Source organism: Dietzia psychralcaliphila (genome assembly GCF_003096095.1).
Lineage (GTDB): Bacteria > Actinomycetota > Actinomycetes > Mycobacteriales > Mycobacteriaceae > Dietzia > Dietzia psychralcaliphila.
Genome location: NZ_CP015453.1, coordinates 1,092,048 through 1,108,211, shown reverse-complemented (window position 1 = coordinate 1,108,211; position 16,164 = coordinate 1,092,048). Strand labels below are relative to the sequence as shown.

General features: G+C 69.9%; 13 protein-coding genes and 1 tRNA gene. 4 read left to right on the top strand and 10 right to left on the bottom strand.

What is annotated here, in order from left to right:
* Positions 1-7 precede the first annotated feature (7 nt).
* Positions 8-1,213: an acyl-CoA dehydrogenase family protein gene (locus A6048_RS04955; RefSeq protein ID WP_107748524.1), complete on the top strand. Its 1,206-nt coding sequence runs from the start codon at positions 8-10 to the stop codon at positions 1,211-1,213.
* Between the two features lie 172 nt (positions 1,214-1,385).
* A complete protein-coding gene (locus tag A6048_RS04950) occupies positions 1,386-1,871 on the top strand; it encodes a GAF domain-containing protein (RefSeq protein ID WP_107748525.1) in 486 nt (161 codons plus the stop codon).
* 18 nt (positions 1,872-1,889) lie between these two features.
* Here A6048_RS04950 and A6048_RS04945 read toward each other — a convergent pair whose 3' ends face one another.
* The 3 genes from A6048_RS04945 to A6048_RS04935 form a co-directional block, all read right to left on the bottom strand.
* On the bottom strand, positions 1,890-2,420 hold the full coding sequence (locus A6048_RS04945) for a hypothetical protein (RefSeq protein ID WP_107748526.1): 531 nt from the start codon (positions 2,418-2,420) through the stop codon (positions 1,890-1,892).
* A gap of 111 nt (positions 2,421-2,531) precedes the next feature.
* Positions 2,532-3,242: a chymotrypsin family serine protease gene (locus A6048_RS04940; protein ID WP_107748527.1), complete on the bottom strand. Its 711-nt coding sequence runs from the start codon at positions 3,240-3,242 to the stop codon at positions 2,532-2,534.
* 142 nt (positions 3,243-3,384) lie between these two features.
* Positions 3,385-3,987, bottom strand: coding sequence for a TetR/AcrR family transcriptional regulator (locus A6048_RS04935; protein ID WP_235027588.1), 603 nt, complete (start codon positions 3,985-3,987; stop codon positions 3,385-3,387).
* A gap of 160 nt (positions 3,988-4,147) precedes the next feature.
* Here A6048_RS04935 and A6048_RS04930 point away from each other — a divergent pair, with 160 nt between their 5' ends.
* Positions 4,148-5,308: an acyl-CoA dehydrogenase family protein gene (locus A6048_RS04930; RefSeq protein WP_107748528.1), complete on the top strand. Its 1,161-nt coding sequence runs from the start codon at positions 4,148-4,150 to the stop codon at positions 5,306-5,308.
* Positions 5,309-5,345: 37 nt separating this feature from the next.
* Here the strand turns inward: A6048_RS04930 and A6048_RS04925 are convergent, their stop codons facing one another.
* The 7 genes from A6048_RS04925 to A6048_RS04895 form a co-directional block, all read right to left on the bottom strand.
* Positions 5,346-6,473: an NAD(P)-binding domain-containing protein gene (locus A6048_RS04925; protein ID WP_107748529.1), complete on the bottom strand. Its 1,128-nt coding sequence runs from the start codon at positions 6,471-6,473 to the stop codon at positions 5,346-5,348.
* 122 nt (positions 6,474-6,595) lie between these two features.
* Entirely contained in the window at positions 6,596-7,387 is a 792-nt protein-coding gene (locus A6048_RS04920; RefSeq protein WP_372450593.1) for an enoyl-CoA hydratase/isomerase family protein, read from the bottom strand.
* 19 nt (positions 7,388-7,406) lie between these two features.
* Positions 7,407-8,879, bottom strand: a complete 1,473-nt coding sequence (locus tag A6048_RS04915; protein WP_107748530.1) for an aldehyde dehydrogenase — start codon at positions 8,877-8,879, stop codon at positions 7,407-7,409.
* Between the two features lie 138 nt (positions 8,880-9,017).
* On the bottom strand, positions 9,018-10,115 hold the full coding sequence (locus A6048_RS04910) for an NAD(P)-dependent alcohol dehydrogenase (protein ID WP_107748531.1): 1,098 nt from the start codon (positions 10,113-10,115) through the stop codon (positions 9,018-9,020).
* 190 nt (positions 10,116-10,305) lie between these two features.
* Positions 10,306-10,382, bottom strand: a tRNA-Met gene (locus tag A6048_RS04905).
* Positions 10,383-10,495: 113 nt separating this feature from the next.
* A complete protein-coding gene (locus A6048_RS04900; protein WP_107748532.1) occupies positions 10,496-13,543 on the bottom strand; it encodes a UPF0182 family protein in 3,048 nt (1,015 codons plus the stop codon).
* 66 nt (positions 13,544-13,609) lie between these two features.
* Positions 13,610-14,668 (bottom strand): YlbL family protein, encoded by a 1,059-nt coding sequence (locus A6048_RS04895; protein WP_107748533.1) that lies wholly within the window; start codon positions 14,666-14,668, stop codon positions 13,610-13,612.
* 80 nt (positions 14,669-14,748) lie between these two features.
* Here A6048_RS04895 and A6048_RS04890 point away from each other — a divergent pair, with 80 nt between their 5' ends.
* A complete protein-coding gene (locus A6048_RS04890; RefSeq protein WP_107748534.1) occupies positions 14,749-16,143 on the top strand; it encodes a zinc-dependent metalloprotease in 1,395 nt (464 codons plus the stop codon).
* The last annotated feature ends 21 nt before the right edge of the window (positions 16,144-16,164 follow it).

Here is a 16,164-nt window from a genome sequence, read left to right as displayed (position 1 = left end):
TCTGACGATGATCAACCTCGAACTCCCCAAGCGGCTCGAGGCGGGCGCCAACCAGGCCCGCCAGGTCGCCACGCAGATCTTCCGTCCCGTCTCCCGCAAGTACGACCTCGCGGAGCACGAGTACCCCGTCGAACTCGACACGCTCAAGGCCATGATGGAGGCCATGGAGGACGCCGGCCAGGCCGCCTCCGGTGCCACGATGGGCTCGGGCGGAGCACCGCGCCGCGAGGGCGTGGCCAACGGCGGCAACATGAAGTCGCTGCTCAACATCATCGAGACCTGTTGGGGTGACGTGGGCCTGACCCTGTCCATCCCTCGCCAGGGCCTGGGCAACTCCGCGATCGCCGCCGTCGCCAACGATGAGCAGATGGAGAGGTTCGGGCGGGTCTGGGCGTCCATGGCCATCACCGAGCCCGAGTTCGGCTCCGACTCGGCGGCGGTCTCCACCACCGCCCGGTTGGACGGCGACGAGTACGTCATCAACGGCACCAAGATCTACATCACCTCAGGTGCCCGTGCCGACCACATCGTGGTGTGGGCGACGCTCGACAAGAGCAAGGGCCGCGCGGCCATCAAGTCCTTCGTGGTGCCGCGCGAGCACCCCGGGGTCAACGTGGACCGGTTGGAGCACAAGCTCGGTATCCGCGCCTCGGACACCGCGCAGATCACCTTCGACAACTGCCGGGTCCCCAAGGAGAACCTCCTGGGCGATCCGGAGGTCCGGGTGGACAAGGGCTTCGCCGGCGCCATGCAGACGTTCGACAACACCCGCCCGCTGGTGGCGGGAATGGCCGTCGGTGTCGCACGGGCGGCACTGGAGGAGATCCGCACCCTCCTCGAGGAGGCCGGCATGGTGATCGACTACGACCGGCCCGCCACCAGCCAGCCGGCCGCAGTGGCCAAGTACCTCGAACTCGAGGCCGACTGGGAGTCCGCGTACCTGCTCACGCTGCGTGCGGCGTGGATGGCCGACAACAAGATGCCCAACACCAAGGAGGCGTCGATGTGCAAGGCCAAGGCCGGGCGCACCGGCTCCGCCGTCACCCTGGGCGCGGTGGAACTGGCCGGGAGCTACGGCTACTCCGAGCGCAGCTTCCTGGAGAAGTGGTCGCGTGACTCCAAGATCCTCGACATCTTCGAGGGCACCCAGCAGATCCAGCAGCTGGTGATCGCGCGGCGGCTGCTCGACCTGTCGAGCTCCGAACTGAAGTGACCAGGTCACGGGCTCGCGCCTGAACGGAACACGCCCCCGCGGATCATCCATCCGCGGGGGCGTCTCTCGTTCACGGTGTGGGTCCGTCTCGCACCCACCCGACACGCACCCACCCCACCTCACAAGCACCCTCCCCGCCCGAACCGGCCCCGCCGTGACAGGAGCAGTTCCGATGGCCTCCGACGACGTCCCCCTGTTCCGGGCCCCTATGCGTTCGAGGGACGACGGCATCGCTGACGGTGCGGGCGTCGAACGGGGCCTCCGCAACGGACTCTGCGGCATGGGGGGAAGGCTGAGAAGTACACCGTCGTCGCTCGTCGAGGCGATCGACGCCGCCGCGGCGCAGCACGATCACCGAGTGGCCCGCCGGCTCGAACGGTTCGCCGAGGTGCCGGACGGCGTGTACGTGTGGACACGGGACGTCGACGGTCACTACTGGCTCGGGCGTCTCGGCGGACCGTGGCGCTACGACGACGCGGAGGAGGCGCACTCCGTGGATCTGGTCCACGTCCGCGACTGCCTGTGGCGATCGGAGCCGACAGACCGGTCGAGCGTCCCCGCCGCGGTCCGCGCCACGTTCGCGCGGGGAGGTCGCAACTGGCAACGCATCCGGTCCGAGATCGGTGCCGACGAGACCGCGGAGCTGTGGACTCGATGAGGTCGCCCGATCTGGGCGCTACTCCGTCAGGGCGAGTCCCACGAACCGCTCGTCCGCCATCTCCCACACGTCGTCACGTGCGACCGCGTCCGGGTCGATCTGTGCGACCGTCTCGGGCAGATACACCACCCTCAGCATCTCCTGCTCGGTCTCCTCATCCACTGGTTCCACGGAGGCCATGAGGCCTGTCATCTCCACCGTCCCCTCCCACTCGGAGCCCTTCACGGCTCGGAGGACGGCGATCGTGTCGTCCTGGGCGCTGAGGATCATCGCCGACGGGGATGCGCCCTGCCTCACCTGGAACTCGACCGCCACCAGGCCGGGTGTGAACTCGACCGTGGAGCCTGACACCTGCGCCTCGATGGCGTCGGCGAGTGCCGTCTGGGGGTCCTCCGCGGCGGGCTGTTCTGACTCCTCCGTGTTCCCGGTGAACAGGAACACGAGGATCGCGACGACGATCAGTACGACGATCAGCGCGATGACCGCGATCAGTCCTCTGCCCTTCCGGTCGCGATGCTCCGCCGCCTGGGGAGTGCCACGGTGGGTCATGGATGCACCTCTCGTCTGGGGTGAATCCAGTCGTACCAGGTGAACCGTGATCGCACACCGGGTTCAGCCGCGTCGAGTGGCAGACACCGGACCCGGCGGTCTGCGACGCGATCAGGCCATCCGGAAGCCGCTCCCGGGCCAGTTGCGGTCGGTGGCGTCAGCCACGATCGCGTCGAACGAGTACGCCAGAGCCGGTAGGAAGAGGGGCGACTGCGCGGGGTGGAGGCAGGACGGCAGGACGGGGCCGAGGCTTCCGACCGATCCCGCGGCAGGCGGCATGTGACCACCGGACAGCAGCCCCACGAGGCGGCCGTCGCGGGTCACGGGCCCGCCGGAGTCCCCGTAACCGGCGCAGGCGTGGCTCCAGAACTTGGCGCCGTCCCGCTGCCACGTGATGCCACAGGTGTGGCCCGTGGACAGTCCGTCCTTGCACACCACGTCACCGAACTCCGGGGCCGGCCCCCGTCCGCTGACGCCCGCCTGGCGGACCGGTACGACGACGCCCGGGTTCAGCCGGATCACGGAATAGTCGAGGATCTCGTTTCGGGTCGCGACGGTGCCGATCACTCCGGCTCCCGGGTCGTTCCGGAGGATGACCGGGGCGTTGATCCGCTCGCTGCAGTGGGCGGCGGTGAAGGCGACAGGGGTGCCGGCCGCGTCGTACCCGGCGGCGGTGAGGGTGCACCCCGCCACGCCGTTGACCAACACGGGCGTGCCGCCGCCGACCGGTACCGCGGCCTGGGCCGCGGCGGGTGCCGCGAGTGCGGTCGCACCGGCCATGACGACAGTCACTGCGAGCTTGGCCAGACCGGTGAACCTCATGAGCGTGTCCTTCCCAACCCCGGCAGACTGCCCGGGTATACGCGCTGACAGCCTAACGGGCCGGGGCCCCGACTGCAGAACGGCGGGGGCCGCCCCTCCCGGCGAGACCGAGGTCCCTGTGAGATTCAGCGCCCGGCGGGATTCAATTCCCCTCGACCGTGATCCTGATCGAGGGGCACTCGTCCGGGTCGCCACCGATATGCGCCCAGATGGCCTCGACCACCGGCCGGAGGAACAACTCCCCCACCTGGTCGACGAGCGTCCGGACCACCTGGACCTTGTCCGAGGTCCGGGTGGAGGCGAGACCTCCGCGTCGCAGTCCCTCGACCTCCCTGGTGGTGAGGTCGACGATCGCCTCCAGCAGTGGGGCCCCGCGGCCGTCGGGCTCCAGGAACGCACGGTTGAGGTAGCTGACGAGCTGCGGGTTCTGCCGGAGCATCTCGCGGACCGCGACGTTCCGGGCCTCCACCACCTCCGCGGCCGTCCCGGTGTGCTCCACCGTCGACAGCGCCCCGACCACGCGCTCCACCACGAGATCGTCCACGGCCCGGCGCAGGCCGTCCTTGGTGCCGAAGTGATGCTGGATCAGGCCGATCGTCACCCCGACCTCGGCGGCCACCCGGCGCATCGAGACCCTGTCCTCGCCGTGCTCGGCGTACAGGGCCAGTGCGGCGTAGCGGATACGCGCCCGCGCCGTGAGGTCACCGTCCGCGGCCACGCCCCGGTCCGCAGTGGTTCCGGCCATGCGCCCCACCTCCATCTCCGCCCCTCGAACGGCGTCTGCGTTCGGTCGATGCCAGAGACGATACCGCGACAATACGATTGCATAGCAAAGCATGCACTCGTATTGTGGTGTTCGAGCGGGGCCGCCCGGGCCCACGCGACCGACCCCTTGGAGATCTCCCGTGTTCGAGACCGCCCCCTACCGCTCCCCGTGGATGACCGACGACCTGGACGCCCTGCGCGCCCACACGCGCGCGTTCCTCGAGAAGGAGACCGCGCCCAACCTCGAGCGGTGGGCCGCCGAGGGCGCCGTGGACCGCGGGTTCTGGAACAAGGCCGGCGATGCGGGCCTGCTGTGCATCTCCATCCCCGAGGAGTACGGCGGGGGCGGCGGCACGTTCGCACACGAGACCGTGATCGCCGAGGAGCAGACCCGCGCCCTCGACGACGGCTGGGGCAACTCGGTCCACAGCACGATCGTGGCCCACTACCTGCTCCAGTACGGGACCGAGGAGCAGAAGACCCGCTGGCTGCCCAAGCTCGCGACCGGCGAGATGGTCGGCGCCATCGCCATGACCGAGCCCGGAGCGGGGTCAGACCTGCAGGCGCTGCGCACCACGGCGGTGCGGGACGGCGACGACCTGGTGGTCAACGGCGCCAAGACGTTCATCTCGAACGGCATGCACTGCGACCTGCTGATCATCGTGGCCCGCACCGGCGGCGAGGGCGCACAGGGACTGTCCCTGCTGCTCGCCGAGACCACCGACCTCCCGGGTTTCGACCGCGGTCGCAAGCTCGACAAGATCGGGCTGAAGTACCAGGACACGATGGAGCTGTTCTTCGACGACATGCGGATCCCCGCCGCGAACATCCTCGGCGGCGAGGCGGGTGAGAGCCAGGGCTTCATCCAGCTCATGCAGCAGCTGCCCCAGGAGCGGCTCATCATCGCCGTCACCGCCGTGGCCGCGGCCGAGACCGCGGTCCGGCTCGCGATCGACTACGCCAAGGAGCGCGAGGCGTTCGGCAAGCCCATCCTGAAGTTCCAGAACCTGCGCTTCGAACTGGCCGAGTGCAAGACCGAGGCCCTGGCCGCGCGCACCCTCCTGGACCACTGCATCACCCTTCACCTGGAGGGCAAGCTGGACCCGGCCACGGCGTCGATGGCCAAGTACTTCTGCACCGACAAGCAGTGCGAGATCATCGACCGCTGCCTGCAGGTCTTCGGCGGCTACGGCTTCATGACCGAATACCCGATCGCGCGGATGTACGCCTCCGCCCGCGTGCAGAAGATCTACGGCGGAACCAACGAGATCATGAAGGAACTGATCTCCCGCACGCTCTGAGGCTCTTCCCTCACACGGACGCCCCGGCGCCCCGCATCTACCGCGCGTCGGCGAGGATCGCACGGACGGCGTCACGGCCCGCCCGGTTGGCCCCCACGGTCGACTGGGACGGGCCGTAGCCGATGAGGAACAGGCGGGGTTCGTCGAGCGCGCGGCCCTCGGCCACACGGATGCCCCCGGCCGGGGTCCGCAGCCCGAGCGGGGCGAGATGCGACACCGCGGGGCGGAATCCGGTGGCCCACAGGATCGCGTCGGCGGGTTCGAGCGTCCCGTCCGGCATCCGCACCCCGTCGGGCTCGATCCGGGTGAACATCGGGTGCCGGACCAGCGCACCACGGGCCTCGGTGCGATCGATCCACGGGGTGCGGTACATGCCGGTCACGCCGATCACGCTCTCCGGCGGCAACCCCATGGCCGTGCGCTCGGCCACCTCGGAGATGGCGGCCGAGAAGTTCTCCGGGGGCGGGCCCGTGGCCCACTCGATCTCCCGTCTGGTCACCCACAGGGTGTCGGTCACGCGCGAGATCTCCTCGAGCAGCTGGGTGGCCGAGATGCCCGAGCCCACGATCACCACACGTTGACCGGAGAACTCCTCTGCGCGGACGTAGTCGTGGACGTGCAGCTGGCGCCCGCGGAAGCTCTCCCGCCCGGGATAGTGCGGCCAGAAAGGCCGCGTCCACGTGCCGGTGGCGTTGATGACGTACCGCGCCAGCCACACCTCGTCGTCGTCACCCGGAACCCCGGTGGCGACGACGACGAGGCGCCCGTCACCCGCCGCGCCCCGCCGGTCCGGGGTGCGGCGGACCTCGCGCACGCGCACCGGACGCCGGACGTCCAGCGCGAAGCGTTCCTCGTAGTCGGCGAAGTAGGCGGGCAGGACCTCCCGGCTGGGCAGTGTGGGACCCACCTCGGGCACCGGGGCGCCCGGGAGCCCGAAGATCCCGTTGACGGTGCTCATGGTGAGCGACTCCCAGCGGTGGCGCCACGCCCCGCCGGGGCCGGCGTCGCCGTCGAGCATCATGAAGGTCCGGTCGCCGATGGCGGCCCGGTCGGCGGGGACGAAGCCCCGGCGCCGCAGGTGGTAGCCGGCGGACAGACCCGCCTGGCCCGCGCCGATCACGACCACGTCGACCTCGCGCGCCCGACCTCGTACCTGCGCGGTCATGGCGGACCTCTCACCTCCTGCGGGGACAGGTCGTCAGCGCGACCTCCCGCGAGGGTATCTCCGGACACCCCGAACACCCTGTCGGCCCGGCGCCGGCCCACCCCGGCCGCGGGAGGGTGGGATCACGCCCCGTCGGGGAGCGCGGTGAAGTCCGCGGGCCGGCCCTCGGCGAACGCGGCCAGCGCCTCGGAGTTCGCGGGCCCGCCCATGAGCTCGGCGAAGCACTGGTTCTCGCGCTCACGCGCCTCGGCGATCTGGCGGGCCAGTGGTTCGATCATGGTCCGCTTGACCGCTCGCAGGCTGGACACGGGCAGCCGCGCCAGCCGCGTGGCGTGCTCGGTGGCCACCGACAGCAGCTCTTCGGCAGGACACAGACGCCACACCAGGCCCATCTCGTGGGCCTCGGCGGCGCTGATCCACTCGGAGGACAGCAACACCCAGGCGGCGTTCTGCCGACCTACGAGTCGGGGAAGCAGGTAGCTCGAGGCGGCCTCCGGCGCCACCCCGAGGCTGGTGAAGGGGCACTTGAGACGGGCGTCTTCGGCCATGAATGCCAGGTCGGCGAACCCGATGACCGTCGTGCCGATGCCCAGGCCGAGCCCGTTGATCGCCAGGATCAGGGGCTTGTCGAACCCGGCCAGGGCGTCGACGAGACCGATGAAGCCGTGCTCGCCGGGGACGAAGTCGGGGTTGGTGACCCGCTCGGCCATCTCGACCAGGTCGGTTCCCGCGCTGAACGCCCTGCCCTGCCCGGTGAGCAGCACCACCGCCACGGTCGGATCGTCCGACGCCTGGTGCAGCGCGATGGTCAGTGCGTCGTAGAGGGCCTCGTCGAACGCGTTGAGCGCGTCCGGACGCGCGAGCGTCAGCGTGCGGACCCGGTCCGCGTCCCGCACCGTCAGCGGCGGTGCCACCTCCCCCACCACGGCGGGGTCAGGCGTCGCCGGCGGGCGCGGGCTCGCCGAGGTAGACGGTCTTGACCTCGGTGTACTGGGCCAAGCCCTCGGGGCCGAACTCGCGGCCGACCCCCGAGGCCTTGAAGCCGCCGAACGGGGCCGCGAAGTCCATCGTGTACGTGTTGACCCCGTAGGTGCCGGTGCGGACCCTGCGGGCCACGCCCAGCCCGGCCTCGCGGTCCGCGGTCCACACCGTCCCCGCCAGTCCGTACTCGGAGTCGTTGGCGATCCGAACGGCGTCATCGACGTCGTCGTAGGCGATCACGGACAGGACCGGGCCGAAGATCTCCTCCTGCGCGATCCGCATGGAGTTGTCGACCCCCGCGAACACGGTCGGCTGAACGTACCAGCCGGTGTCCAGACCGTCCGGGCGGCCGGTACCGCCGGTGAGGAGCTGGGCGCCCTCCTGTCGCCCGATCTCGATGTAGGAGGACACGCGCTCCTGCTGTCGCTGCGCGACCATCGGCCCGATCTCGGTGGCGGGGTCCATCGGGTCGCCGACGACCATCGACCCGATCCCCTCGGCCAGTGCCCTGGCGACCTCGTCGTGCCGATCGCGGCTCACCAGGATGCGGGTCTGCGCCACGCACGCCTGACCCGAGTTCATCACGCCAAGGAACTTGATCCCCTCGACGACGCTCGTCAGGTCCGCGTCGTCCAACACGATCGCCGCGGACTTGCCGCCGAGCTCCAGCGAACACCGCTTGAGCTGCTCGCCGCAGATCGCACCGATCTTCCGCCCCGCCGCGGTGGACCCGGTAAAGGCGACCTTGTCGATCGCGGGGTGGCGCACCAGGTGCTCGCCCACCTCGCGGCCGCCGGCCACGATGCTCACCACGCCCGCCGGCACGCCCGCCTCGATCAGCAGCTCCCCCAGCAGGTAGGTGTCGAGCGGGGTCTCGGGAGCCGGCTTGATCACGATCGTGCAGCCGGTCAGCAGCGCCGGGATCAGTTTGGACAGCACGGTGAACTGCGGGACGTTCCACGGCGGGATCGCCGCGACCACACCCACCGGTTCGTGGCGGACGAGTACCTCCCCGCCGAGCACACCCGGCCGGGTCTCCTCCCACGGGAACTCGCGGGCGATGTTGACGAACGCCTCGATCTGCATCCAGGGCGCGGGCGCCTGGGCCAGCTTGCTGAAGGAGATCGGTGAGCCCATCTCGGTGGAGATCAGGGTCGCCATGTCGTCCAACCGCGCGGCGTACAGGGCTGAGAGCCTAGCGACCACCTCGATCCGCTCCTGCGGGCTCATCCGCGGCCACGGACCGGAATCGAACGCCTCTCGCGCGGCGGCCACGGCGGCGTCCATGTCGGCGACCGACCCCTCCGGGACCCGGGCGACGATCTCCTCGGTGTGCGGACTGATCACCTCGATGACGTTGTCCGTCGCGGGAGAGCGCCACTCCGTACCGATGAGTAGGGCGTCGCGGTCGAGAGAGGTTGTCATGGGCGGTCTCCTGCCGTCACGGGGTGAGATCCTGCCGCATCGGACATGCGAACAGACACCTGTCTACTGTAGGAGGCTCCCGGCGGTCCGGTCGGCTTTTCGAGAACGAGTTCCACTTCGGTTCGTACTCAGCCGGGGTCAGAAGACCAGGACCGGCTTGACCACGGTGCCGGCGGCCACGTCCTCGACCGCCTCGTTGATCTGATCGAACCGGTACGTGGTGATGAGCGTGTCGAGCGGCAAGGTCCCCGCGGCGAGCATGTCCAGCAGCTCCGGGATCATGGTCAGCGGATCCGAGTCCCCCTCGATGCAGCCCCGGACGATCTTGCCGTTCTGCATGAGGTCGATGGCGTCGAGCTCGATCTCGGGCGCCCCCAGACCCACGACGACCAGCGTTCCGCGCGGGGCGAGGGCCTGTACGGCCTGTGTGATGACCTTCGGCACGGCCGTGGTGTCGACACCGGCCGTGGCTCCACCGCCGGTGAGCTCCCTGATGCGGTCGACGAACTCCCCATCGGGGAGGTCGGCCGGGTTGACCCCGACCGCCCCGAGGCCTTCCGCGTGCTCGAGACGGGAGTTCTGTGTGTCGACAGCGACGATCGTCTCGACTCCCCGGGCACCGGCCGCGGCGATCGCGGCCAGGCCCACCGCTCCGGCGCCGTAGACGACGATGCTGGAGGCGGGACGGGGGTCGATGGTGTTGAGGACCGCACCGGCTCCGGTCTGGAAACCGCAGGCGAACGGCGCCGCCACGGCCAGGTCGACCGTCGGGTCGATCACCACGACGTTGTCGGCCGAGCCGATCGCCAGCTCCGAGAAGCTGGACTGCCCGAAGAAGGAGCCGGCCACGTCAGCTCCGTCACGGTGGAAGGTGGTGGAGCCGTCCATCCGGTAGCCCATGTAGTTGAGCGCCATGGTCTGGTCGCAGTAGCCGACCTCACCGGACTCGCACCGAGCGCACTCGCGACAGGAACGGAAGCTCATCACCACGTGATCACCGACCCCGACGCCCTCCACGTCCGGTCCGACGGCCTCGACCACGCCGGCCCCCTCGTGTCCGAAGACCCGGGGGAACATCTCGGCCGGGAGCATCTCCTTGATCGTGAGGTCGGTGTGGCACAGTCCGACCGCCTTGATGCGGACGAGGATCTCGTCCGCACGGGGGTCATCGATGTCCAGGTCGACCAGCCGGAACGGCTGTCCCGGCCCTTCGACGACGGCGGCACGGGTCTTCACGGTGGGGTCCTCCGGGATCTGGACGCCCCTCGGGGCGCGTGGTCTCGATCGCGCGCACGCCGCGCGCGAGTCGGACACTAGACCAGATCGCGTCGACGTAGGGACCGTCACACCGACCGCCGGCACTCAAGCGGCGCCCCCGAAATGACCTCAGGCCCGGCTCCCTTGTCGGGAACCGGGCCTGAGTGCATGGTAGCGGGGACAGGATTTGAACCTGCGACCTCTGGGTTATGAGCCCAGCGAGCTACCGAGCTGCTCCACCCCGCGTCGTTTGCGTCTATGACACTACGTGCCAGTCACCGAGGAAGGCAAATCGGTGGACGCAAAACGAACGGAACATGACCTAACTCACACCCGGGGCCGCATATCCCCTGGTCAGGTCAGTTCCCGAGGGCCTGATAGGCATCGACCGCCGCCTGGAGGTCCTCGAGAGCCTGGCCCAGATCCGAGAGGTCTCCTCCCTCACTCTGGGCGGCGCGCACGGCCGCAAGTGCCTGGCTGAGCTCCCGCACGGCGGTCGCGCGTTCGGCCTCGTCGCCCCCGCCGCCCGTCGTGGGCGCCGCCGGGCTCGCAGCGCTCGGCCGGGACGTGCCCTCGACCTCGACCTCCGCCTCGGCCTCGGCCTCCCCACTCTCGTCGATCCGCACGACGTCCGGGTCGGCCTCGATGCCCACCTGCCGGAGCGCCTCGTACAGCGTCGGCGCGTAACCCACGGCGCGGTCGTACGAGACCATCACCCGCAGCAGCCTCGGGTAGGCCGAGTCCTGGTCCTTGCGCTGGGTGTAGATGGGCTCCACGTAGAGGACCGAGTCGTCGGCCAACGGCAACGCCAGGAGGTTGCCCTCGGTGATCTCGGCGGTCTCGCCCCACAGTCGGCGGTCCTCGGCGATCGCCGGGGAGGCGATCATGATGTCCTGCGCCTGGTTGGGCCCCTGGGACAGCGGTTCCGTGGGTCGCTGCACCCGGACGGTGATCTCCCCGTAGGTGTCCGGGTCCGAACTCGCCGACATGTGTGCGGACAGGAACTCGCGCTCGTACCCGCGGAACGCCGAGATGAGCTGGAACGAGGGCTCGTCGGACTCCGGGTCTGTCGGGTCGGAGACCACCACGTAGTACGGCGGCTGACTCGGCCCGTCCACCGGACCGCGGTCGACTGCCTGCGCACCCGCCGGGCCACCGGCGGGCCCGCCCACAGGCGGGGTCTGCGGGTTCTGGATCGACGACGTCACCGTGGGATCGGACGGAACCGACCAGAAGGCGTCGTTGGTGAAGAACTGACCCGGGTCGTCGACCTGGTACTTGGCCAGCAACTCACGCTGCACCTTGAACAGGTCCTCCGGATAGCGCAGGTGCTCCTCGAGCTCCTCCGAGATCGCCTCGCGCGGCTGCACGATGCCGGGCAGGGCCTTCATCCAGGTCTGCAGCACCGGGTCCGACTCGTCGAACGCGTAGAGGTCCACCGTGCCGTCATAGGCGTCGACCGTGGCCTTGACCGAGTTGCGGATGTACGAGACCTCCTCGTCCGGGAGCACGCGGCCGCCGGCCTCGTTGGTCGAGTCCGCCGTCATGGCCTCCAGGGAACTCAGCTCGGCGTACGGGTACGTCTTGAGCGTGGTGTACCCGTCGACGATCCACTTGATCCGTCCGTCGATCACGGCCGGATACGTGTTGGTGTCGGTCGTGAGCCACGGAGCGACCTTCTGGACACGGTCCCGGGGGTCACGGTCGTAGATGATCTTGGAATCCTCGCCGATCAGGCTGGACAGCAGGATGTTGCGCTCGGCGAACCGCAGCGCGTAGGCCGTGCGGTTGATCCAGCCGCCGACCGGCACCCCACCCTCGCCGGTGTAGGTGTACTGCTCGGTGTCCGTGTCGTACTCGCGGGGGCCCTCGCCGTTGTCGCCGACGATGGCGTAGTCGGGGTCGGACTGGGCGATGAGCGGACCGAAGTAGGTCCGCGGCTGGGTCACCGGGATCACCATCTCCTGGCCACTGGCGATGGCCTCGAGGTCCGAGACCTGGAAGTTCGGCAGACCGCCGCGGTCCGAACCGGCGTCGTCCGCGATCTCGTTGACCCGGTTGGCCGGCGCGGACACGAATCCGTTGCCGTGGGTGTAGACGGTGTGCCGGTTGATCCAGTCACGCTGGTTGGCCTGCAGCGACTCCGGGTTGAGCTCGCGGGCGGCCACGAGGAAGTCCCGCATCTCCCCGTCGATCGTGTAGCGATCGATGCCCAGTGTCTCGGGGAAGCCGTAGAAGTTGCGCAGCTGGTGCAGCTGGGTGAACGTGGGCGAGAGGACGTTGGGGTCGAGCACGCGAACGTTGGACAGGGTCGTGACGTCCGAGCCGGCCTCCCGGGGGTTCGGGTCGGCCGAGCCCCAGTTCTCCACATAGGTGACCCGGTCGTCGCCGATGTCGTACGCGGCCCGGGTGGCCTCGATGTTCCGGGCGATGTACTCCCGTTCCTTCTCGGCGCGGTTGGGGTTGACGGAGAACTGCTCCACCGCGAGCGGCCACGCCGAACCCACCACGAGCGCGGAGAACAGCAACAGCACGGTGGCCAGCGCGGGAATGCGCAGGTCCCTGATGACGATCGCGGAGAAGAAGGCGATCGCGCAGACGATGGCCACGGAGAACATGAAGATCTTGGCGGGCATGACCGCGTTGACGTCGGTGTAGCCGGCGCCGGTGAACGTGGCGTTCTCGCGGAACAGCAGTTCGTAGCGGTCGAGCCAGTACGCGGCGGCCTTGAGCAGGACGAACAGACCGGCGAGGCTGACCAGCTGGATCCGGGCGGCGCGGGTCAACGCACCCTCCCGCGCGCCGGGACGGAGCCCACCGAACAGGTAGTGCGTGACCAGGTTGGCGAGGAACGCCAGGACCACGGCCACCATGAGCCAGGTGACGATCGACCGCCACATCGGGAGCTCGAAGGCGTAGAACGAGATGTCGAGTCCGAACTGGGCATCCGTTCGGCCGAACGGTGTGGAGTTGAAGAACGCGAGGACCGACTGCCAGCCCGACTGCGCGATCGAGCCCGCGAGGAGGCCGAGCCCGACAGGCACCCAGAGCACCGTCTTGGCCGGGGAGTCACCCAGGGCCGCCCGGTACCGCGCCAACGTGTCCGGCATCCCCGGTTGCGAGAGGAAGACCGGCCGGTAGCGGTAGGCCAGCAGGATGCCCGCGGCGATCGCGAGTCCCACGAGCAGGGCCACCACGAAGAACAGACCGATCCGCGTGAGCAGCTCGGTCCTCATGACACTGGTGGCGTCTACTGAGCTGAACCACAGCCAGTTCGTGTAGGTGGAGTTGATCCTCGGCAGTACCTGGATCAGGGCGATGAGGATGACGATCGAGATGGCGACGGCTCGGCCGCGACGTGAGATCGCGATCGGCCGACCGGGATTGCCGGGTGGGCGGACGGACACCGGGGAAGCTCCTGGACTGCTGGGGCGGACATGCTCGTGGACCCCACCTTACGGAAAACCGCGGTCTCACCCGCAGGTCGGTGGCTCTCCCCCGGAAGCGACCTCTTCCAGGGCCTCCAGCGCACCCTCCAGGGTGTCCACCTCGATGAGGCGGATCCCGCCCGGTGGGTCCTGCACGGCTTCCGCACAGTTTCCCGCAGGGACGAGGAATTCCGTCGCGCCCACCTCCCGGGCGGCCCGGATCTTGTGGGTGATCCCCCCGATCGGACCGACCGTGCCGTCCGGGCGGATGGTGCCCGATCCGGCGACCTCGGCTCCGCCGGTCGCCTCACCCGGGGACAGCTTGTCCACGATCGCGATCGCCAGGATCAGCCCCGCCGAGGGTCCGCCGACATTCGGGTCGATGTTGATCTCGACGTCGGTCCCGTCGGCCGGTGTGTCGCCGACGAGGATGCCCAGGCGGCCCTGGTCGGGATCGCCGTCCGGACCGGCCGGCTGCAACGTCGTCGTCGTCGTCTCCTCACGCCCGTCCCTGGTGAACCCGATCCGGACCTCGTCGCCCGGCCGGTGGGCGCTGACCTGCTCGACCACCGCGGTGGAGTCGGAGACACGCTCCCCGTCGATCGAGGTCAGGATGTCGTCCGCACGGAGGAGGTCGGCTGCCGCACCCTCCGGGTCGACGGCCTCGACCCGCGGTTGCATCGGGATCCCCAGATGACCGTAGGCGGCGACCTCCGCCGAGTTCTCCGACCCCACCATCTCCGCGGCGTTGGACTCGCGGACCTCGTCCCTGGACCGTTCCGGGGGGAAGACCTGATCGCGGGGGACCACCACCTGCACCGGATCCAGCCAGAACCGCATGGCGTCGAGGAGGGTGAGGTTGTCGCGGACCGCGACCGTCGTCATCCGCAGCGCACCGGTGGTCTCGTCCGCGTCCCGACCGCTGACCTCGATGACGGGCACCGTCTCCACCCCGTCCTCACCCTCGACCTCGACCTCGCCGAAGGTGTCGTAGGTGGGTCCGGGACCCATGGCCACGAGCGGCACGGTCGCGGACGTGGCCAGGACGAGAAGCAGCAGCGCCGGGACCAGAGCGGCGAGGAGGGTCAGCAGTCGGCGACTCACGGGGGCAAGGGTAGTCCGCGCGTGCCAAACCGTGACGTCGCGCCCGGACCTGCGCACCCGTCGGGCTGTACCGTTGTGGCATGAACCAGCCCTTCGGTTTCTCCGCTTCCGATGACGACGGTCGCGACGACGACCGGGACCGCAACCCGGGCGGCTCCGGCGGTTTCGACCCCTCCCAGTTCGGCCAGTTCGGCCAGATGCTCTCCCAGTTCGGGCAGATGCTCGGCTCCATGGGGTCGGCGATGACCGGACCGGGCGCCTCGGGTCCGGTGAACTACCAACTCGCCCGCACCGTCGCCCTGCAGGCCCTCGGCCGCACCCCTGTCATCAGCGAGGCGTCCCGCACCGCCGCCCAGGAGTCCGTCCGGTTGGCGGAACTGTGGCTGGACGAGACCACCCTGTTCACCTCCGGAGTGCACCGGACCGAGGTGTGGACCCCACAGCAGTGGGTGGAGCAGTCGCTCCCCACGTGGGAGAAGATCTGCACCCCGGTCGCCGAACAGATGAACTCGGCCACCAAGGGAGCGATGCCCGAGGAGGCGCGCCAGCTCGCCGGGCCGCTGCTGGGCATGCTCGACCAGATGGGCGGCATGGGCTTCGGGATGCAGCTCGGCCAGGGGCTGGGCAAGCTCGCACCGGCCGTGCTGTTCTCCTCCGAGGTGGGACTGCCGTTCGGGGACGACGGGGTGGCCGCCCTGTGCCCGACCGCGATCGACGCGTTCGCCGACGAGCTCGAACTCCCCCGCCAGGAGGTGGTGGTGTTCCTCGCCGCGCGCGAGGCCGCACACATCCGGTTGTTCGCCGGCGCACCGTGGCTGCGGGCGCGGGTGTTGGCCACCGTCGACGAGTACGCACGCGGTATCCGGGTGGACACCTCGGGCCTGGACGACCTCGCCTCCGGGCTCGACCCCTCCATCCTCCAGGACCCCGCCAAGCTCCAGGAGCTGCTGTCCGGTGGCGCCGGCGCCATCGGGCCCAAGGTGACCAACGTGAACGAAGCCGCCCTCGGCCGCCTCGAGACTCTGCTCGCGCTGGTCGAGGGCTGGGTCGACGCCGTCGTCACCGCCGCGGTCGGCGACCGCCTGCCCAGCGCCGACAAACTGCGCGAGATGTGGCTGCGGCGCCGAGCCACCGGTGGAGCGGCCGAGCAGGCCTTCGCCAGCCTCGTCGGCCTCGAGCTGCGCCCACGGAAGGCACGCGAGGCCTCGGAGCTGTGGCGCCGGGTCGGAGAGGCGGTCGGCACGGATCGCCGCGACGGCCTGTGGAGCCACCCGGACCTGCTGCCCGTGGGCGAGGACCTCGAGAACCCGGCCGCCGTGATCGACCGGCTCCTCGACGAGTCGACCGGCGACCAGTCCGGTGTCGACGAGATCGAGAAGTTCCTCCGCGAGTCCGGAGGCGGCGCCGGCGACGGTGCTGGCGACGGCGACGGTGCCGGAGACGCCGATACGGACGGTCCCGGGCGGGACTCCTGACCGACGCGCCGATCGTCGGCG